This window comes from Streptomyces lateritius, from assembly GCF_014649715.1.
In the GTDB taxonomy this organism is placed as follows: Bacteria; Actinomycetota; Actinomycetes; order Streptomycetales; family Streptomycetaceae; genus Streptomyces; species Streptomyces lateritius.
Genome location: NZ_BMTO01000009.1, coordinates 26,931 through 46,783, shown reverse-complemented (window position 1 = coordinate 46,783; position 19,853 = coordinate 26,931). Strand labels below are relative to the sequence as shown.

General features: G+C 72.3%; 14 protein-coding genes and 1 other RNA gene. 6 read left to right on the top strand and 9 right to left on the bottom strand.

Annotated elements, in window-relative coordinates; genetic code table 11:
- Positions 1–35: 35 nt before the first annotated feature.
- The 5 genes from ssrA to ftsE all read right to left on the bottom strand — a co-directional run bounded on the left by ssrA (position 36) and on the right by ftsE (position 4,008).
- Positions 36–429: a transfer-messenger RNA gene (gene ssrA / locus IE136_RS19385) on the bottom strand.
- A gap of 114 nt (positions 430–543) precedes the next feature.
- A complete protein-coding gene (gene smpB / locus IE136_RS19380; protein ID WP_158987798.1) occupies positions 544–1,077 on the bottom strand; it encodes an SsrA-binding protein SmpB in 534 nt (177 codons plus the stop codon).
- A gap of 18 nt (positions 1,078–1,095) precedes the next feature.
- On the bottom strand, positions 1,096–2,301 hold the full coding sequence (locus tag IE136_RS19375) for a S41 family peptidase (protein ID WP_158987801.1): 1,206 nt from the start codon (positions 2,299–2,301) through the stop codon (positions 1,096–1,098).
- Positions 2,302–2,379: 78 nt separating this feature from the next.
- Positions 2,380–3,297: a permease-like cell division protein FtsX gene (ftsX, locus tag IE136_RS19370; RefSeq protein ID WP_158987803.1), complete on the bottom strand. Its 918-nt coding sequence runs from the start codon at positions 3,295–3,297 to the stop codon at positions 2,380–2,382.
- A 21-nt stretch (positions 3,298–3,318) separates the two neighbouring features.
- Positions 3,319–4,008 (bottom strand): cell division ATP-binding protein FtsE, encoded by a 690-nt coding sequence (gene ftsE / locus IE136_RS19365; RefSeq protein WP_147978208.1) that lies wholly within the window; start codon positions 4,006–4,008, stop codon positions 3,319–3,321.
- Positions 4,009–4,244: 236 nt separating this feature from the next.
- Between ftsE and IE136_RS19360 the strand changes: the two genes are divergently transcribed.
- On the top strand, positions 4,245–4,430 hold the full coding sequence (locus tag IE136_RS19360) for a hypothetical protein (RefSeq protein WP_158987805.1): 186 nt from the start codon (positions 4,245–4,247) through the stop codon (positions 4,428–4,430).
- A 75-nt stretch (positions 4,431–4,505) separates the two neighbouring features.
- On the opposite strand, the gene IE136_RS19355 is transcribed toward IE136_RS19360, so the two are convergent.
- From IE136_RS19355 to IE136_RS19340, 4 genes are all read right to left on the bottom strand, one after another.
- Entirely contained in the window at positions 4,506–5,159 is a 654-nt protein-coding gene (locus IE136_RS19355; RefSeq protein ID WP_189600953.1) for an LPXTG cell wall anchor domain-containing protein, read from the bottom strand.
- 439 nt (positions 5,160–5,598) lie between these two features.
- Positions 5,599–6,705, bottom strand: coding sequence for a peptide chain release factor 2 (gene prfB, locus IE136_RS19350; protein ID WP_189600952.1), 1,107 nt, complete (start codon positions 6,703–6,705; stop codon positions 5,599–5,601).
- A 379-nt stretch (positions 6,706–7,084) separates the two neighbouring features.
- Positions 7,085–8,317 (bottom strand): serine/threonine-protein kinase, encoded by a 1,233-nt coding sequence (locus IE136_RS19345; protein WP_158987811.1) that lies wholly within the window; start codon positions 8,315–8,317, stop codon positions 7,085–7,087.
- Between the two features lie 117 nt (positions 8,318–8,434).
- Positions 8,435–10,168, bottom strand: coding sequence for a serine/threonine-protein kinase (locus IE136_RS19340; protein ID WP_189600951.1), 1,734 nt, complete (start codon positions 10,166–10,168; stop codon positions 8,435–8,437).
- Between the two features lie 452 nt (positions 10,169–10,620).
- Here IE136_RS19340 and IE136_RS19335 point away from each other — a divergent pair, with 452 nt between their 5' ends.
- The 5 genes from IE136_RS19335 to IE136_RS19315 all read left to right on the top strand — a co-directional run bounded on the left by IE136_RS19335 (position 10,621) and on the right by IE136_RS19315 (position 19,771).
- Complete coding sequence (locus IE136_RS19335) at positions 10,621–14,433, top strand: FtsK/SpoIIIE domain-containing protein (protein WP_189600950.1); 3,813 nt, start codon at positions 10,621–10,623, stop codon at positions 14,431–14,433.
- Positions 14,434–14,631: 198 nt separating this feature from the next.
- Positions 14,632–16,026: an ABC transporter substrate-binding protein gene (locus IE136_RS19330; protein ID WP_189600949.1), complete on the top strand. Its 1,395-nt coding sequence runs from the start codon at positions 14,632–14,634 to the stop codon at positions 16,024–16,026.
- 9 nt (positions 16,027–16,035) lie between these two features.
- The gene (locus IE136_RS19325; RefSeq protein WP_189600948.1) at positions 16,036–17,358 is read left to right on the top strand and encodes a carbohydrate ABC transporter permease; all 1,323 of its coding nucleotides are present in this window, start codon (positions 16,036–16,038) and stop codon (positions 17,356–17,358) included.
- Positions 17,359–17,456: 98 nt separating this feature from the next.
- Complete coding sequence (locus IE136_RS19320) at positions 17,457–18,260, top strand: carbohydrate ABC transporter permease (protein WP_229818984.1); 804 nt, start codon at positions 17,457–17,459, stop codon at positions 18,258–18,260.
- 125 nt (positions 18,261–18,385) lie between these two features.
- The gene (locus IE136_RS19315; protein WP_229818963.1) at positions 18,386–19,771 is read left to right on the top strand and encodes a glycosyltransferase 87 family protein; all 1,386 of its coding nucleotides are present in this window, start codon (positions 18,386–18,388) and stop codon (positions 19,769–19,771) included.
- The last annotated feature ends 82 nt before the right edge of the window (positions 19,772–19,853 follow it).

Genomic DNA, 19,853 nt, shown 5'->3' with positions numbered 1-19,853 from the left:
TCGGGACGACTGCCGGGCCTTGGCCCACATGGGATGAGTGGAGATGGCGGGAATCGAACCCGCGTCCAACGGTGCAGAACCAGGGCTTCTCCGTGTGCAGTCCGCTATGAGTTTCTCAGCCCCGGAGATCACGCGGACAAGTCTCCGACGGGCTCAGTCACTGTTTGATTTCCCTCAGGCCCCCGTGACCGGGGCTAGAGGTTTAGATCCCTTGATGACGCCAGGATCCGGGTCGGGACCATCCCCGGGCTGACGCTCCTCACAGAGGCTTCTACTCGTTACCTAAAAATTAGGCAGCGAGGGCGAAGCGGGAGTTATCGCTCTTGGAGTTGGCGATTATTGGTTGCGACATATGGTTTACGAGATCATTGCCGCTTCCTCGACACGCTTCCCCTGCTTCGACATCCGCTGTCGAAACCGATCATCCCCATGTTGATTTTTCAAGACGCACCCGCTGTCGAGGTGCGGGGCCCATCGTACGTGAACAACGGGGGCCGTTGCCAGCGTATTCCCCTGGGCCCGGAGCGCTCAGACCGAAGCGGGTCAGACCTGAGCGGCCCGCTGGCGCCGCTTCGCCGCCGCGATCGCCCGGTTCGTCTCGCGCGTGTCCTGCTTCTCGCGGAGCGTCTGCCGCTTGTCGTACTCCTTCTTGCCCTTGGCGAGCGCGATCTCGACCTTGACCCGGCCGTTCAGGAAGTAGAGGGCGAGGGGCACGATCGTGTGACCCGTCTCCTGCGCCTTCGACTCCAGCTTGTCGATCTCCTCGCGGTGCATCAGAAGCTTCCGCTTCCGCTTCGCCGCGTGGTTGGTCCAGCTGCCCTGGAAGTACTCGGGCACGTGGATGTTGTGCAGCCACGCCTCGCCCCGGTCGATCTGGACGAAGCCGTCGACCAGCGAGGCCCGGCCCATCCTGAGCGACTTCACCTCGGTGCCCATGAGCACGAGACCGCACTCATAGGTGTCGATGATGTGGTAGTCGTGCCGCGCCTTCTTGTTCTGCGCGATCAGCTTGCGCTCCGGCTCCTTGTCCTTCTTCGCCGCCGGCTTGCCCTGTACGTTGACCAGTCCCTTTGCCATAGTGCGGCCATTTTCGCACTACGAGCCCCCTCCGAGGCCACTCAATACCGTTCTCGCCCGTTCCTCGGCCCGTTCGCCCGTGGCGTCGCCGACCGCCAGGTCCGGTGTGATGCCGCGGCCGTCCACCCCCTGACCGGAGGGAGTGCGGTAGTGCCCGACGGTCAGCTCGGCGACGGAGCCGTCGGGCAGGGTGCTCGGCATCTGCACCGCGCCCTTGCCGAAGGTGCGAGAACCGACGGTGACCGCCCGGCCCCGGTCCTTCAGGGCGCCGGTCAGGAGCTCGGCGGCGCTCATCGTGCCGCCGTCGACGAGCGCCACCACGGGCCGCTCGGTGTCTCCGCCGCTCTGGGCGTACACCGCGCGCTGCTCACCGTCGACGTCGTACGTGGCGACCAGGCCGCCGTCCAGGAAGGCGGAGGCGGCGACGGCGGCCTCGGTGACCAGGCCCCCGGGGTTGCCGCGCAGGTCCAGCAGGACTCCGACGCCGGCCGGAGCGGCCCGTACCGCCGCCCGTACCCGCTCACCCGCGCCCTTGGTGAAGGCGGACACCTTGATCAGGACCGTCCCGTCGTCGAGGCGGCGCACGGTGACGTCCTCGGTGGCGAGCCGGGCCCGGCGCAACGTCACGGTCCAGGCGGCGCGGCCACGCTCCACGCCGAGCACGACGGTGGAGCCGGGGACGCCGTCGCCGCGCAGCAGGGAGACGACCTCCGAGACGGAGAGACCGCCGACGGGCCGGCCGTCGAGGGTCACGAGACGGTCGCCGGTGAGCAGTCCGGCGCGGGCGGCGGGTCCGCCGGCCCGCACGCGGCTGATCTCGACCCGCCCCGCGCCCGCCTTCCGCGCGGAGAGCCCGACGCCCGTGTACGAGCCGTCCAGCGCCCGCTCGAACTCCTCGTACTCCTGCGGGCCGTAGACCGCGCCCCAGCGGTCGCCGCTGCGGCTGACGAACTCCTCGGCGGCCTTCTCACCCGACTTGCCGTCGGCCATCGCCTCGGCGGCGGCGCGGGCGAGCGCGGCGCGGTCGACGGTCGCCCGGTCGACGGTCGCCCGCGAGGGCGCGGCCCGTACGGCCTTCGCCGTGTCCGTCTGCTGCCGGGGCAGCGACCCGGTGGCTGCGGCGGTGGCGAGCACCCCCGCGAAGACCAACGTCAAAGCGGCCCCACGGAGGACTCCGCGGGGCCGGAGACAGTGGTCGGGACGGAGCCCGGGGCCGACCGGCATGTCGCCCACTCTAGGACAAGCGGAAGGCGCCGTACGGTGGTTGACCGTACGGCGCCCGGGGTACTCAGGCGGCTCTTCTCACACCTTGAGGTACTTGCGCAGCGCGACGAAAGCGGCCAAGGCGGGCATCAGCAGGCCGATGGCGATGACGAGCGGCAGCTTGGCGAGGACGGCGTCCCAGCCGATGAAGTTGACGAGCTGCATCTTGTCGGCGAGCGCGATGCCGTGGTCGATCAGGAAGTAACGGCCGACCAGCAGCATGATGCAGGCGACGGCGCCCCCGAGGAGTCCGGCGAAGGCGGCCTCCATGATGAACGGCATCTGGATGTAGAAGCTGGAGGCGCCGACCAGCCGCATGATGCCGGTCTCACGCCGTCGGCTGAAGGCGGAGACGCGCACCGTGTTGACGATCAGCATCAGCGCGATGACCAGCATCAGCCCCATGACGCCGAGCGCGGCGATGTTCATGCCGTTCATCAGGTCGAAGAGGTTCTGCAGGATGTTGCGCTGGTCCTGGATGGACTCGACCCCGTCCCGGCCGGCGAAGGCGGTGGCCACGACCTTGTACTTCTCCGGGTCGTGCAGCTTGACCCGGAACGACTCCTGCATCTGGTCCGGCGTGATGACGGAGGCGATGGCGGTGTCGCTGTACTGCTCCTTGTAGTGCTTGTACGCCTCGTCGGTCGACTCGTGGTGCACGGTCTCGACGATGTCCATCTTCTGCAGATCAGCCTCGATCTGCTCCTTCTGCTGCGCGGTCACCGCGCCCTTGGCGCACTTGGTGGAGGTGGCCGCGTCGTTCTTGTTGCAGAGGAAGATCGAGACGTTGACCTTGTCGTACCAGTAGTCCTTCATCGTGCTGACCTGCTCGCGCATGAGCAGCGCGCCGCCGAAGAGGGCGAGAGAGAGGGCCACGGAGACGATGACGGCGAAGGTCATCGTGAGATTGCGCCGGAGACCGACACCGATCTCGGAGAGCACGAACTGAGCGCGCATGGTGTTCTATCCCCTACCTGCTCAGTGCTGGTATCCGTAGACGCCGCGCGCCTGGTCGCGGACGAGACGGCCCTTTTCGAGCTCGATGACGCGCTTGCGCATCTGGTCGACGATGTTCTGGTCGTGGGTCGCCATGACGACGGTGGTCCCTGTCCTGTTGATGCGGTCGAGCAGCTTCATGATGCCGACGGAGGTCTGCGGGTCGAGGTTGCCGGTGGGCTCGTCGGCGATCAGCAGCATCGGCCGGTTGACGAACGCCCGGGCGATGGCGACGCGTTGCTGCTCACCGCCGGAGAGCTCGCCCGGCATGCGGTCCTCCTTGCCGCCGAGGCCGACGAGGTCGAGGACCTGGGGCACGGCCTTGCGGATCTCGCCGCGCGGCTTGCCGATGACCTCCTGGGCGAAGGCCACGTTCTCGGCGACGGTCTTGTTGGGCAGCAGGCGGAAGTCCTGGAAGACCGTCCCCAGCTGACGGCGCATGTGAGGCACCTTCCAGTTGGAGAGCCGGGCCAGGTCCTTGCCGAGGACGTGCACCTGGCCGTGGCTGGCGCGCTCCTCGCGAAGGATCAGCCGAAGGAAAGTCGACTTTCCGGAGCCGGAGGAACCGACGAGGAAGACGAACTCCCCCTTCTCGATCTCCAGGGAGACCTCCCGGAGGGCGGGGCGGTTCTGCTTCGGATAGGACTTGGAGACGTTGTCGAATCGGATCACGGATGCACCACGGTCGGCCGGGAGTAGGTGTGCGCGACCTTACGCGACCTGGGATGGCCCGCGCAGTCGCGGTCCGGGCTTGCGCGCTTTATCCTTTTCATCCTTCCGGGCGGAACGGGTGCAATCCGGCGGGGCGCGCCGAAAAGCTTCGGAGCTGGCACAGTGGTAGGGGGAACGCCCGGGTGCCGCCGAGCGTTGAGTTCGGTGTGGATCCCCGTGCGGGAGGAGGAGAGCGCATGACCTATGACCGACTGGTGTGCGCCAATTGCGCGGCCCCCGTCGCAGAGGGCCGCTGCCCCGTCTGCCGCGCGAACCGGGAGCGACTGGACCCGTCGACGGGCCTGACTCCGGCGAAGCTGCTGACTCTGCTCGTCGCCCTGGTGGTGGCGGTGGCGTTGCTGGCGGCGCTGCAGACCGCGTAGCGAGCCGGACAGGACGCGGACACGAGAGAGGGCCGGGGGTGCGCCCCCGGCCCTCTTCGTCATGCGTTACGTCCCTCAGACGGCGGCGTGCCCGCCACCCACGAGACGCGGCAGCATCCGGAAGCCGATGCCACCGGCGATCATCGTCGCGGCACCGATGATCAGGAACGAGGTCTCGGCGGCGCCGGTCTCGGCCAGCTCCTCCTTGGCCTTGCCCTGCTCGACGGGCTGCGAGCCGGCGTTGTTGGTGTCGGTGTTGTTGTCGACACACTCGGCACCGTCGAGGTCGACGGTGCAGGTGCCCGGGCCCTCACCGGTGGAGTCGTCACCGGGCACGGTCGGCGCGGGCGTCTCACCCGGAGTCGTCGGCTCGGTGGGCTTGGGCGGCGTGGTGACCGGCGGCGTGGTGACCGGAGGGGTCGTCACGGGCGGGGTCGTCACCGGCGGCGGCGTCGTCACCGGCGGAGTGGTGACCGGCGGCGGCGTCGTCACCGGCGGAGTGGTGACCGGCGGCGGCGTCGTCACCGGCGGAGTGGTGACCGGCGGCGGCGTCGGGCACAGCGTCGGGTCGATCTCGCAGGGCTCGCCCTGACCACCGCTGATCTCGGCGGTGAGACCGATCTCCACGCCCACGGCCTGCGCGGCACCGGCCGCGGTGAGGGACGCACCCGCGGCGATCACGGCGCCGGCGGTTATGCGCGCGATACGAACGCGCGTCTTCTTGGTCATCTGGCTGCTACCCCCAGTAGCTCATCTCGTCAGTGGAGCAGCGCTCAGGGGCACGGACACTGGGGAGCGGTCACGCTGAACTGACCCGGCCCCCGTTCACACGCGCCCCAGAGATACGCATGCCATGCGCCACCCTTGCGAGTTTCCGCATACGCGTCAAGGTCGTTGCGCGTGCGATGCCCGAAAGATCACAGGTTGCCCGCCATGCGGGGATGCAACTGTGACGTAAACGCAGAACTTCCGGCCCCACTACGCCAGTTCCCTTGTCGACAAAGCGTCCCGTGACCTCTGATTCCGCTTGCGCCCGCGAATCCGCTGGTGGCCTGCATGGGGTGACGTCACGTCAACTCGTGCGTCACACCTGGCCGGGAACGACGCCGGGCTCCTCGCGTCCGAAGATGCGAGGAGCCCGGCGTCGTCGAACCACAGCCGAACGGCGTTACTTCTCCTGCTGCTTGCGCCAGCGGATGCCCGCCTCGAGGAAGCCGTCGATCTCGCCGTCCAGGACCGCCTGCGGGTTGCCGACCTCGAAGTCCGTACGGAGGTCCTTGACCATCTGGTACGGGTGGAGGACGTACGAACGCATCTGGTTGCCCCAGGAGCTGCCGCCGTCGCCCTTCAGGGCGTCCATCTTGGCGCGCTCCTCCTGGCGCTGGCGCTCGAGGAGCTTGGCCTGGAGGACGTTCATGGCGCTCGCCTTGTTCTGGATCTGGGAGCGCTCGTTCTGGCAGGAGACCACGATGCCCGTCGGAAGGTGCGTGATGCGCACCGCCGAGTCGGTCGTGTTGACGCCCTGGCCGCCCGGGCCCGACGCGCGGTAGACGTCGACGCGCAGCTCGGACTCGTCGATCTCCACGTGGTCGGACGACTCCACGACCGGGAGGATCTCGACGCCCGCGAAGGACGTCTGGCGACGGCCCTGGTTGTCGAAGGGGGAGATACGGACCAGGCGGTGCGTGCCCTGCTCGACCGAGAGCGTGCCGTATGCGTACGGGGCCTTGACCACGAACGTGGTCGACTTGATGCCGGCCTCTTCCGCGTACGAGGTCTCGTAGACCTCCGTGCCGTAGCTGTGCCGCTCGGCCCAGCGCAGGTACATGCGCTGAAGCTGCTCGGCGAAGTCGGCGGCGTCGACGCCGCCCGCCTCGGCGCGGATGTTGACCAGGGCCTCGCGCTCGTCGTACTCGCCGGAGAGGAGCGTACGGACTTCCATCTCGTCCAGCGCCTTGCGGACGGTGACGAGCTCCGCCTCCGCCTCGGTGCGGGTGTCCGAGTCGTCCATCTCCTCGGCGAGCTCGAAGAGCACCGCGAGGTCGTCGATCCGGCTGCGCAGGGCCTCGGCCTTGCGGACCTCGGCCTGGAGGTGCGAAAGCTTGCTGGTGATCTTCTGCGCCGCCTCCGGGTCGTCCCACAGGGACGGGGCCGCGGCCTGCTCTTCGAGCACGGCGATGTCGGCCCTCATCTTCTCGAGGTCCAGGACGGCCTCGATCGACCCCATGGTCGAGGAGAGGGACTTCAGCTCTTCGGATACATCGACGACTGCCACGCGTCCAGCGTAACGGCTCATGGCAAGGCCCCGGACCTGGCTCCCCACGACCCGCCCGGCGGCCGGGGAGGCCTGGCGGCGAGTGGGGCCGGCGGTCGACGAGGCCTGACGGCGGGTGGGGCCGGCGGTCGACGAGGCCTGACGCGCGGCAAAGCCCGGCGTCAGCAGGCCCGCGACCGACGAGGCCGGTGCCCGGTGAGGCGCGGGTGGCCGACAAGCTCGCGCACGGTGACGCCTGGCGGGGTGGGGCCCGGCGGTCGACGAGGCCCCCGTCGGGCGAAGCGCGGCTCCCTGCGGGACCCGACGGCCGGGGAGGCTCGGACGCCGCACCGGCCCGGCGCCGCACCGGCCCGGCGCCGCACCGGCCCCGAGCCGTCGGCTACGGCTGCGTCGACGTCTTCGAGTCCTGTGGCGCTACGTCGGAGTCGCCCGCGGTCGCCAGGTAGCCGCCCGCTCCCAGCGCGCCGGCGACCACGAGCGCCGCGATCGAGAGGGTGATGCGGCGCTTGCGGACCGCCTCCGCCTTGTGGCGGGCCGAGCCGGGGCGCCGGGCGCCGGACGGACGGGGGGCGCGGGCGGTGCCCAGGGGGCCGCCCGCGAGCTCGTCGGGGGCGGGCACCCGCATGGAGGTGTGGGTGTCCCGGTTGGAGTCGGGCGAGGCGCCCGGGACCAGGGGGACGGCGGCGCGGCGCGGGGCAGCCGGCGCGGCGCCGGTCGGGTACGGGTCCTCCTCCTGCGCCTCCGAGGTCGGCTCGGCGTCCGGCTCGTCCACGTCGAGCGGCGGGATGCCGGCGAGCAGCGGCAGGACGTCCCGCAGGCGCGCGGCCAGCTCCGAGGCGCGCAGGCGGGAGGCCGGGGCCTTGGCCAGGCACTGGACGACCAGCTGCCACAGCTCCTCGGGGATGCCGGGCAGCGGTACGACCGTCTCGGTGACGTGGCGGCGCAGCACGGCCCCCGGGTGGCCGCCGCCGAAGGGCGTGAAGCCGGCCAGGAGCTCGTACAGGACGGTGGCGAGGGCGTAGATGTCGACCGCCGCGCGCGGCGGCAGGCCCTCGACGATCTCGGGCGCCAGGTAGTCGGGCGTGCCGATGATCCGGGTCGCCTTGGTGCGGCCGGGGGTGTCGATGAGCTTGGCGACGCCGAAGTCGGTGAGGAGCGCCGGATGGGCGCCGCCCGGCCCGAGCGGGCCCTCCATGTCGAGCAGGATGTTCTCCGGCTTGACGTCCCGGTGGACGACTCCGGCGGCGTGCGCGGCGGCGAGGCCGTCGGCGACGTCGGCGATGATCGCGACTGCCGCCTCGGGGGCGAGCCGGCGTTCCCGGTCGAGCCGCGTACGGAGGTCGGTGCCGCGGACCAGGTCCATGACGAGCGCGAGGTCGTTGCCGTCGACGACGAGGTCGCGGACGGCGACCACCCGGGGGTGGTCGAGCCCGAGCAGGGCGGTGCGCTCCTGGACGAAGCGTCCGACCAGCTCCTGGTCCGAGGCCAGGTCCTCGCGCAGCAGCTTGATGGCGACGGGGCCCTCGGGGCCCTCGCCGAGCCACACCGTGCCGGCGCTGCCCCGCCCGAGGATCTGGTGGGCCGTGTAGCGGCTGCCGATATTCCGTGCCAAGACTGCTCCCTCAGCGGCTGGCGGTCGCGACAAAGTTACGCGTCCGGGGGCGCCCGCCGTCACTTCCGAGGGGAAATCACCCCTCGGAAGTCGACAAATCGGCAGTACTACCGTGCCCTACTGCCCCGTACCGCCGGTGGTACCGCCCGTGTCCGTGGCGCTTCCGATCTCGGAGACCCAGGTGGAGACCGACGAGATCATGTCGCCGATGGCCTCCCAGTAGCCCTTGCCCTGGGCCACCCAGTCCTGGAGCGGGGTCAGCTCCCAGATGAGCCAGCCCGCGACCACGAACAGCAGGACCGTGAACAGACAGCCCTTCAGGCAGCCGAGGCCCGGGATCCGCATCGGGTTGGCGCTGCGCTGCCTCGGCTGTCGCGGCTCGCGCGGGGCCGGCGCCTGGGGCGGCGGCTGCGGCGGCGCGTACTGCTGCCGCTGCGGCGGGCGCTGCGGCTGGTGCTGCGGCTGGTGCTGGGGGGCGTACTGCTGCTGCGGGGGCTGCTGAGCCTGCGGTGCGTACTGCTGCCGCTGCGGCGGGCGCTGCGGCTGCTGGTACTGGGGCGGCTGCTGCCCGTACTGCTGAGGCTGGTGGTGCGGCTGATGCTGCGGCGGCTGCGGCTGGCGCTGCGGGCGCCGCCGCAGCGGGTCCTGGCTCGGGTCCAGGTACTGCACCTGCGTCTGCTCGTTGCGGTCCCGGGCCGCGCGCAGCTGGCTCTGCCAGGGGTGCGGGTCCTCGCCCTGGGGGGCCTGCGGATCGTGCGGCGGTACAGGGGGCATGACCGCCGTCGGATCGGCGCCGCCGGCTCCCGGACCGCCGGCCCCCGGACCGCTGGTCGGCATGACGCTCGTCGCGGCGGCCGGGTCGTACCGGTGCGCTCCCCCGCCGCTCGGCAGCACCTGGGTCGGATCGGCCGCACCGGGCGTCTCCGGGACCGGTGCGGGCGAGGGGTCGGGCGCGAGCAGCGCGCCGACGCCCTCGGCCGCCTCGATCTGCGCGGGCGTCGAGTGGACGCCGATGCCGGCGGCGACCGCGCGCAGCCCCCGGGCCAGGTTCTCGGCGCTGGGCCGCTGGTCCGGGTTCTTGCTGAGGCAGCGCTCTATGACCGTCCACAGCGGGCCGGGGACGGTGGAGGGACGGCGGGGCTCCTCGCTGAGGTGCCGGTGCAGGACCTCCAGGGCGGTGCCGCCCGCGAAGGGGGGACGGCCGGTGACCAGTTCGTAGAGCAGGATGCCCGCGCCGTAGATGTCGACGGCCGAGGTCTGCGGGCGGCCCTCGGCGGACTCGGGCGCGACGTACGCGGGTGTGCCGACGAACTCGTGCGTACGGGTCAGGCCCGGGGAGTCCGCGAGCCGCGCGATGCCGAAGTCGGTGAGCATCGGGTGCATCTGGCCGTCGCGCTCCGCGAGCAGCACGTTCGCGGGCTTCAGGTCGCGGTGGACCACGCCGTCGGCGTGGCTGGCGGCGAGCGCGTCGGCGATCTGCGCGGTGAGGAGCGAGGCGGCGACCGGGGTGAGCGGGCCGTTCTCCCGGAGATAACGGTGCAGGTCCGGGCCGTCGACGAGATCCATGACGAGGGCGAGGACATCGCCCTCGACGACCAGGTCCCGGGTCCGCACGATGTTGGGGTGGGTGAGCCGGAGGAGTACCGAGCGCTCGCGCAGGAAGCGCATCACGATGTCCGCGTCGTTGGCCAGCTCCTCCTTGAGGACCTTGATGGCCACGGTCTCCCCGGGCTGGCCCGGCACGGCGGCCTCGGCGCCCGCCGCCTCCCGCTGGCGGGCTCGCCAGACGGTGCCCGTGGCGCCGCGTCCGAGCGGCTCCTCGAGCAGGTACTTGCTGCCGATAGGCCGCACGTCACGCGCTCCCTGCTGATCGTGGTCCGGGGTGGTCCTGAATGGTCCTCGGTGATCCCGGTGGTCCTTCTATGTGTTGTGACCCCTCCGGGTGTCCGACCCACTTTAGTGCCGCCGAACGAGTCACCCCGCGGTCCTCACTGGCTGATTTCGGCGCCGGACTTGTCCGAAAACAAGACGCGTTTGTCGTACCGCAGGTTGCGGGAAGCAACGCACGACGTGCCCAACCAGGCACTTTTACGTCCACAGCCGACCATTCAAGATCACTTGGAGGCGACCCGCGGGCGGGTTGTCAGTGGCAGGTGCGAGGATGCACACAGCACGTCGCATCAGGGGTCGGGAGCCCCCGCGCCGTGCCGACCTGTACCGGACGACGCGTCCGTGCCGGGTGGGGGGAGTGACGGGGCGGTTCCCCTGCCGAGCACCACGCGCAGAAGGGACCGCTGACGGCGATGCAGATCCGGCTGACCGTCCTCGCGCCGCACGCCGGCCACGGCCTCGGGCGCGCCTGCGACGTGCTCGTCACCGCTCCGGCGGGAACGGCCCTCGCCGCCGTGGCCTCCGCCCTGGCCACGGCCGTCTCCGGCCCCGACGCCTCCACCTCCGGCACGACCGTGCTCTACGCGGGCCGTGAGCGGCTCGACGCCCGCCGCTGTGCGCTCGGCGAGCCGCCGCTCGTCGACGGCGCGGTGCTCACCCTCCAGGTCCCCGGAGAGGACGACCGGGTCGGCGAAGGGGCCCAGGCCCGGCTCCACGTCGTCGCGGGGCCCGACGCGGGCGGGGTGCATCTGCTGCACGGCGGCCCGATCAGGGTCGGCCGGTCACTGGACGCCGACGTTCCGCTCGACGACCCGGACGTCTCCCGGGTGCACTGCACGGTGACCGTCGGCAGCGACGGCCGGGTCACGGTCGCGGACCTCGGCTCCACGAACGGCACGACCCTGGACGGCGCGGCGGTCGGCGACCGCCCCGTCCGGCTGCTCCCCGGCGCCCTGCTGCGCCTCGGCGAGTCCGCCCTCCGCCTGGCGGGCCCCGGCGCCTGCGGTACGGACGCGCTGGCGACGACCCCCGACGGCGAGGGCCACCTGCGGGTGGACCTCGGGCGGGAGACCTCCGGCGGGAGCGCGGTCGCGCGCGGCGGCTTCGGCGGCCACGAGGGCGCGTACGCGGGTGCGGGTGCGGGCGCGCCTGCCGACGGGCCCGGTGGGTACGGCCACGAACACGGCCGTGGGGCCGGCGCGCAGCCGGAGGCGGACGGTCACCGGCGCGGCGGCCCGGCACACGGTACGGACGAGGGGTACGGCCCCGGCGTCGCGCCGGTGCCCGCGCCCCGCCACCCCGGCCAGCGGTCCCAGGACGTCACGCACGGCGGCTCCCCCGCCCACGCGCGCGCGGAGGCGGACGGCGGGGACGGCGGCGAGGGCGGTGGAGGCGAGGGGCACAGCAGGACCCGGCAGAACCGGCTCCAGGCCACGGCCCCGCCCCCGCGCGGCAGACGCGGCATAGGGGCCTGGGCCCGCCGGTTCGCGGGCGCAAAAGAGGAGCAGCCGCAGGTCGCGGCGGCGGAGACGGGCGCGGAGGCCACCGGTGCCGTGTCCGGTACGGGTCCCCGCGCCGGTCACGCTCCGGCCGCCGAGACCTGGCCCGACCCGGCCGCCGTGCTACTGACCGCGCTCGGCCCCGGCCCCCGGCTCTGGGAGCGTGCCCCGGACCATCCCGAATCCCTGGTGGTCCGGCTCGGCACGACCGACCGGGCCGAGCTCTCCGGGGTTCCGGTCACCGTCGGTCTGCGCGAGGTCGGATCACTCGGGCTCGCGGGGCCCGGGAACCGGCTCGCCGGACTCGCTCGCTCGGTCGTGGCGCAGCTCACCGCCCTGCACGCACCCTCCGACCTGGAGATCGTGCTGATCAGCGCCGACCGGAACCGGCCCCTGGAGGAACGGCGCCGTGCCTGGGGCTGGCTCGGCTGGCTCCCCCACCTCCGCCCGGCACACGGCCAGGACTGCCGGCTCCTCCTCGCGTACGACCGCGAGCAGGCCCACGCCCGTACGTCCGAGCTCACCCGGCGGCTCGACGACGGACCGCTCGGGCCCGGCTGGCCGAGCGCCGACCGCGCCGCCGTCGCCGAGGCGGCCGCACGCCACGAGGGACCGGTCACGGTCGTGATCGTGGACGGCGACCCCGGGTCCGCGGCCCTGCGTGAGACGACCGCTCGGCTCGCCGGAGCCGGAGCGGCGGCGGGCATCCACCTCATCTGTCTGGCCGAGGCGCCGGCCGCCTCGCCCGTCTCCCCGGTCGCGGCGACGTACGAAAGCGCCTGCGCGGCCTCACTCGCCTTCCGCGAGTGCGGAGCGGTCGCCCTGCTGAGCGGCGACGTGGCGACGGCCCTGCGACTGCTGCGTACGGCGGGAGGCCGGGCCGCGGGTCACGGCACCGTCGGCGTGGTGGACGCGGTCTCCGTCGCCTGGGCGGAGCGTTTCGCGCGAGCGGTCGCCCCTCTGCGCACCGATGCGCCCGCCACGCAGGGGCGGACCGCCACGGCGGCGCTCCCCCGCTCGGCCCGGCTGCTCGACGAGCTGGGTCTCGCCCGGGCCACCCCCGCCTCGCTCATGGCCCGCTGGGCCTCCGCCGGGGAAGGGGCGGCCGTCCTGGGCGCCGGCCCGCGCGGTCCGGTCTCGGTCGACCTGACCCAGGAAGGCCCACACCTGCTCATCGAGGGGCCCCCAGGCAGCGGGCGCACGGAGCTGCTCCGGTCGATCGCCGCGTCCCTCGCGGCCGGGAGCCGCCCGGACCGGCTCGGCCTGCTCCTGGTGGACGGCGCGGGGGGCGAGCGGGGCGAGGGCCTGGCCGCCTGTACGGAGCTGCCGCACGTCACCCAGCACCTGGTGGCCTCGGACCCGGTCCGGATGCGGCAGTTCGCCCAGGCTCTCGGGGCCGAGCTGAAGCGCCGCGCGGAGATCCTGGGCGACGCCCATTTCGCGGACCGCCGGGCCGCCGGCCGGCTGATCGGCCAACGCCCGCCGAGCGCGGCGGAGACGGTTACCCCGGGCGCACGGGCGACCGCACGCGTCCCCGACGCCCTCGCCGACCCGTCGAGCGGCCGCGTCTCCCGCACCCCCGACGGCTCCAGCGGCCGAACCCTGCGCACGGGCACCGGACCGATCGACGCCCGCCCCGGCGCCCTCGACGCCCCGCGGGCCGCCGACGACCTTCCGTCCCGCCCGAGCGACAGGACGGTCCGCACGGGCGCGGACGACCTGGGCGACCGTCCCAGCAGCCGCACGACCCGCCTCAGCGCCGAGGACCTGGCCTACCACCCCAGCGGCCGAACCCTCCGCACGGGTGACGCGGCCGCCGGCGACGACCGCCCTCACCGCCCGAACGGCCGCACGGCCCGCCCCGGCGCCGACGACCTGACCTACCACCCCAGCGGCCGTGCCCTCCGTACGAGCGACCCGGACCCCGCCGATGACCTCTCCCCCCGCCCCAGCGGCCGCACGGCCCGCCCCGGTGCCGGCGCCGACGAACTGGGCGACCGGCCCAGCGGCAGGTTGCCCCGGCGGGGCGGTGACGGCGACGCCTCCGGCCGGGTTCCCCGCCCCGGCGGGGAACGCGTCCCGCAGAGCGGCGCGACCCTGCACCTGCGGACCGACCAGTCGGCCGCCCCCCGGACGGAGGCGGCCGGCACCACCGGCGCAGGCGCAGGCACCTCCTGGGACGTGGGCGGCGCGCCCCTCCCCCGGCTCGTCATCCTGGTCGACGACTACGACGCGCTCGTGGCACCGGCACTCGGCTCACCCGGACGGCCCGCCGCCGGGTCCGTCGTCCGCGCGCTCGAAGCTGTCGCGCGCTGCGGCGAGCGGCTCGGGGTGCACCTCATCGCGACCTCGGCCCGCCCGGACCGTACGGCGGACACGGAACTGGCCCACGGCGCCCGGCTGCGGGTCGTGCTCGACGCGGCCCCCGTAGCGGCCGGTCCCGACGACCCCGCGCCCGGCCGGGGCCGGCTGGGGCACCCGGACGGACGGGTGACGCCGTTCCAGTCGGGGCGGGTGACGGGACGCATCCCGCGCACGGCGACGCTCCGGCCGACGGTGGTCCCGCTGGAGTGGGAGCGGATGGGCGACCCGCCCACCCGCAGACCCGTCCGCGAACTCGGCAACGGCCCGACCGACCTGGCGCTGCTGGCCTCGGCCCTGGACCGCGCCGCCCGTTCGGTCGACGCGACACCGGTGGCCCCACTGACACCTGTGACGCACAGCTGACACGGCTGATACAGGCCCTGGCACGGGCCTGACACGACGTCACGAGCCCATCACGATCCCGAGTTGGACACGCAAGGCGGTATTGCGGGCCCTCATCACCCGGCGTAGACCTGTCGGCACGAGCACACACACGAGCAAGCGAGCACACGCACGAGCCACGCACGGGACGAGCACGCGCACAGGAGAGACGGGGCAGCAATGCGTACAACTCTTCGTACACCTCGCACATCTCGCACACCCAGGGCCGCGAAGGCAATCACCACCCTCGCCGCGCTCGGCGCCCTCACCCTCGCCGGGTGCGGCGGCGCCGACAGCACGGACCCGGGCCCCGGCGGACCCCCGAGCCGGAGCGCCGGAGGCGAGGGCGTCACGCTGCCCTCCCTGAAGGGTCAGAAGATCCAGGTCGCCGCCGTCTGGACCGGCCCTGAGCAGGAGAACTTCACCAAGGTCCTGAAGGAGTTCGAGAAGCGCACCGGCGCGACGGTCACCTTCGTGCCCGCCCAGGATCCGATCGTGAACTTCCTCGGTACGAAGATCGCCGGCGGTTCTCCGCCCGACGTGGCGATGCTCCCCCAGGTCGGCGCGATCCAGCAGGCCGCCGCCCAGAAGTGGATCAAGCCGGTCGGCCCCGAGGCCAAGGCACAGCTCGCCGCCCACTACTCCCAGGGCTGGCGGGATCTCGGCGCCGTCGACGGCACCCAGTACGGCGTGTACTTCAAGGCCGCCAACAAGTCTTTGATCTGGTACAACAACGCGGCCTTCGAGAACGCGGGTGCCTCCGAGCCGAAGACCTGGAAGGAGTTCCTCTCCACCGCCGAGACGATCTCGGCTTCCGGGGTCACGCCCGTCTCGGTGGGCGGCGCGGACGGCTGGACGCTGACCGACTGGTTCGAGAACATCTACCTCTCTCAGGCCGGCCCGGCGAAGTACGACCAGCTGGCCAAGCACGAGATCAAGTGGACGGACGCGTCGGTCACCAAGGCTCTCACCACGCTCGGCGAGCTGTTCGGCAAGCCGAATCTGATCGCGGGCGGCGCGGACGGCGCGCTGCAGACGGAGTTCCCCGCCTCGGTCACCCAGACCTTCAGCGGCGGTGACCAGCCGAAGGGAGCGATGGTCTTCGAAGGCGACTTCGTCTCGGTCAACATCGCGCAGACCAGCGCGAAGATCGGCACGGACGCGAAGGTGTTTCCCTTCCCCGCCGTCGGTGACGGCGCTCAGCCCCCGGTGGTGACGGGAGGCGACGCGGCCGTGGCGCTGAAGGACACCAAGGGGGCGCAGGCGCTGCTGACCTTCCTCGCCTCGCCGGACGCGGCGGCGATCTGGGCGAAGGCCGGCGGCTTCCTCTCGCCCAACAAGAGCCTGGATCCGGCGGCGTACCCGAACGACGTACAGCGAGAGATCGCCAAGGCGCTGATCGCGGCCGGGGACGATTTCCGCTTCGACATGTCGGACCAGATGCCGCAGTCGTTCGGCGGCACGCCCGGCAAGGGCGAGTGGAAGGCGCTCCAGGACTTCCTGAAGAACCCCAAGAATGTGGCGGGGACCCAGGCGCGGCTCGAGGCCGACGCGGCCAAGGCGTACAAGAACTGATCCGCCGTCATGGCCTCGGCTCCGCGTCCCTCCGCGTCCAAGAGCGTCACCGGCACCCGTAGGTCAGTGGCGGCGGGGTTCCTCCTCCCCGCCCTGCTGCTGCTCGGCGCGCTCGTCGTCTACCCGATCGGGTACTCCGTCCACCGCTCGTTCTTCGACAAGTCCGGCGATTCCTTCGCCGGTCTCGACAACTACATCGAGCTCTTCACCGACGACACCATCCTCACCGCCGTCAAGAACAACGCGATCTGGGTGGTCCTCGCCCCGACCGTCGCCACCGCCCTCGGCTTGATCTTCGCGGTCCTCACCGAGCGGGTGCGCTGGGGGACGGCGTTCAAGCTGATCGTGTTCATGCCCATGGCGATCTCGATGCTCGCCGCCGGGATCATCTTCCGGCTCGTGTACGAGCAGGATCCGGACCGGGGGGTCGCGAACGCGGTCTGGGTCGGGGTCCACGACACGTTCGCCGAGTCCTCCGTCTTCCCGAGGGCGCGTCCGCTTCCCGTCCACCCCGTCGAGGCGGCGGGCGGCGGCGCGTACGTCACCAAGGAGCCGGTCCGTGCGGGGGAGATCGCGCTGCTCCCCCTGGTCGGGGTGGCTCCCGCGCAGATGCCGGGGGACGCCCGCCCCGCGCGGAGGCCGGCCGTCGAGGGGGGCCGGATCAACGGCACCGCCTGGCTGGACTTCACCAAGGGCGGCGGCGGGAAACCGAACGTCGTCGACGCGCAGGAGCGCGGCCTGAAGGGGCTGCGCATCGAGGCCGTACGGGAGGACGGCAGCGTGGCCGCGTCCACGTCGGCGGCCGCCGACGGCACCTTCAGCCTCCCGGCGTCAGCCGACGGGGCCCGTCTGCGGCTGCCCGCGAGCAACTTCCGGGAGCAGTACAACGGCGTGGAGTGGCTCGGCCCGTCGCTCGTCACGCCCGCCGTCATCGGCAGTTACGTCTGGATGTGGGCCGGGTTCGCGATGGTCCTGATCGCGGCCGGGCTCGCGAGCGTGCCGCGTGAGCTGCTCGAGGCGGCCCGGGTCGACGGGGCGAACGAGTGGCAGGTCTTCCGCCGGATCACGGTGCCGCTCCTCGCACCGGTCCTCGCCGTCGTCCTGGTCACCCTGGTGATCAATGTGCTGAAGGTCTTCGACCTGGTCTTCATCATCGCGCCGGGTTCGGCACAGGACGACGCCAACGTGCTCGCGCTCCAGCTCTACCGCTCGTCCTTCGGCACGGACGCGGACCTCGGCGTCGGCTCCGCCATCGCCGTGCTCCTGCTGCTCCTCGTGCTCCCGGTGATGGCCTTCAACATCCGCCGTATGCGAAGGGAGGCCCGCCGATGACAGCGTCGAACGGAGGCGGAGGTGGAAGCGGGGGCGGGGGCGGGAGCGGGGCCGGCCGCCTGGGGTCACGGATCGCCGCCCGCGCCGCCGGCGGTGGGATGCGGATATTCCTCGTCCTCGTCGGCCTCTTCTGGCTGATGCCCACGGTCGGACTGCTGCTCTCCTCGTTGCGCGGGCCGACCGACATCAGCGAGAGCGGCTGGTGGCAGGTCTTCACCACCCCGGCGCAACTGACCACCGAGAACTACTCCGCCCTTCTCGCGAACGACACCATCACCGGCTCGCTCGTCTCCACCGTCCTGATCACCGTCCCTGCGACCCTCCTGGTCGTCGTCATCGGCTCACTCGCCGGGTACGCCTTCGCGTGGCTGGACTTCCCCGGCCGCGACTGGTGGTTCCTGGTGGTCGTGGGACTCCTGGTGGTACCGGTACAGGTCGCGCTGGTACCGGTGTCGAAGCTCTTCGGCACGATCGGCATCTTCGAGACGACACTCGGGGTCGTCCTCTTCCACACCGCCTTCGGGCTGCCGTTCGCGATCTTCCTGCTCCGCAACTTCTTCGCCGAGATCCCCCGTGAGCTCCTGGAGGCGGCCCGGCTGGACGGTGCGGGCGAGATCCGACTCTTCACCCGGGTCGTGCTGCCCCTGGGCGGCCCCGCGATCGCCTCCCTGGGCATCTTCCAGTTCCTCTGGGTCTGGAACGACATGCTGGTCGCCCTGATCTTCGCGGACTCCGAATCCCCACCGATCACGGTGGCCCTCCAGCAGCAGGTACGCCAGTTCGGCAACAACATCGACGTCCTCGCCCCGGGAGCATTCGTCTCGATGGTGATTCCGCTGGTGGTCTTCTTCGCCTTCCAGCGCCAGTTCGTCTCGGGGGTGATGGCGGGCGCGGTGAAGTAGACGGGGCAGACCCCGGGCCGGGCGAGGGAAGCGGGCCGGGCGGCCGGCCGAGGGAAGCGGGCATTCACCAGGAAGGACGGACAAAAGGAGTGATACAGGCGTAGACCTGAATAGAGTGCGGCTCGATGACGACGCATCGAGACCCCACGCCGCCCCCCTCGCCCGACCGCGGCCCAGGCCCCGGTCCCGGCGGCCGGCCCCCGTCGGCGGCGCCCGAGGCAGGGGCGGCGCGGGCTGCCTGCACCCCCGCTCCGCCGGATCTCACCGGCTCCCCCTTCGACTCGGACACCTTCACCTCGGCCACCTTCGTCTCGGTCGGCAACGGCCCCCTCCTCTCCCTCGCCGGCGTCTGGGTCGTCACCCGCGTCGGCATGCTGCTGCTTCTGCTCCGCGACACCCTGGGCGTCGGTGGCGTGGGGCGTGAGGTGTACGTCCTCTACCAGTACTGGTACCGGCAGTTCGCCCACGGCACGTTCCCCGTGAACGACGTCACCTGGCAGTACCCGCCCGGCGCCGGGCTGGTGATCATGTCCCCTGGGGCGTTGCCCTGGCTCACGTACTTCCAGGCGTTCGTCGCCCTCACCCTCCTCGCGGACGCCGCCGTCACCCTCGCCCTCGCCCGCGCCGACAGCGACCGCGTCACACACGGCGCCTGGGTGTGGGTCTGCGGACTGCCGCTGCTCCTGCACCTCCCGCTGGCCCGGTACGACGTCCAGGCCACCGCCCTCGCCGTGCTCGCGCTGCTCGCGCTGCGGTCCCGCTCGGCCGCCGGACACCGCCTCGGCGGGGCGCTCGCCGCGCTCGGCGCGCTGGTCAAGGTGTGGCCGGTGCTCACCCTCATCGGCACGCCCCGGGGCCGTACCACCCGTGACGCCTGGGTCTCCGCCGCCGTCACCGCCGCGGCCCTCCTCGCCACCCTGGCGCTCTTCTTCTCGCACTCGCTCGGCTTCCTGCGCCAGCAGGGCAGCCGTGGGATCCAGATCGAGTCCCTGGGCGGCACCGCCCTCTCCCTGGCCAGGGCGGCGGGCGTCTGGCCGGGCACGGTCCAGTACCGCTACGGCGCCTTCGAATACGTCGGCCCGTACGTCTCCAGCATCGGCCGGCTCGCGCTGCTCCTGACCGTCCTCGCCTGCGTCTGGCTGCTGATCTGGCGGCTCCGGGCCCGCGGCTGGACCGAGGCGACCCCGGCGGACGCGGCCCTCGCCGCCGTCCTGCTCCTCACCGTCACCAGCCGGGTGATCAGCCCCCAGTACATGATCTGGCTCCTCGGCCTGGCCGCCGTCTGTCTGACCTCGCGGCGCACCGTGATGCGCCCGGTGGCGCTGCTGCTCCTGCCGGCGGCCGCGCTGAGCTCCCTGGCGTACCCGGTCCTCTACGACGACGTGCTGGCCGGCACCCTGCCCGGCCTCGGGGTCATGGCGGTCCGCAACGCACTGCTGGTCGCCGCCGCGCTGCTGGCCGCACGCCGCCTGTGGACCTCGTCCGTGGCCGTCGAGGAACGAGCCGAATGAGGAACGAGCGGAACGACGAGGGCCCCGCCGGTCGTCCCGGCGGGGCCCTCGTCGTTCGCTACGACACGTACGTGCCGCTCCC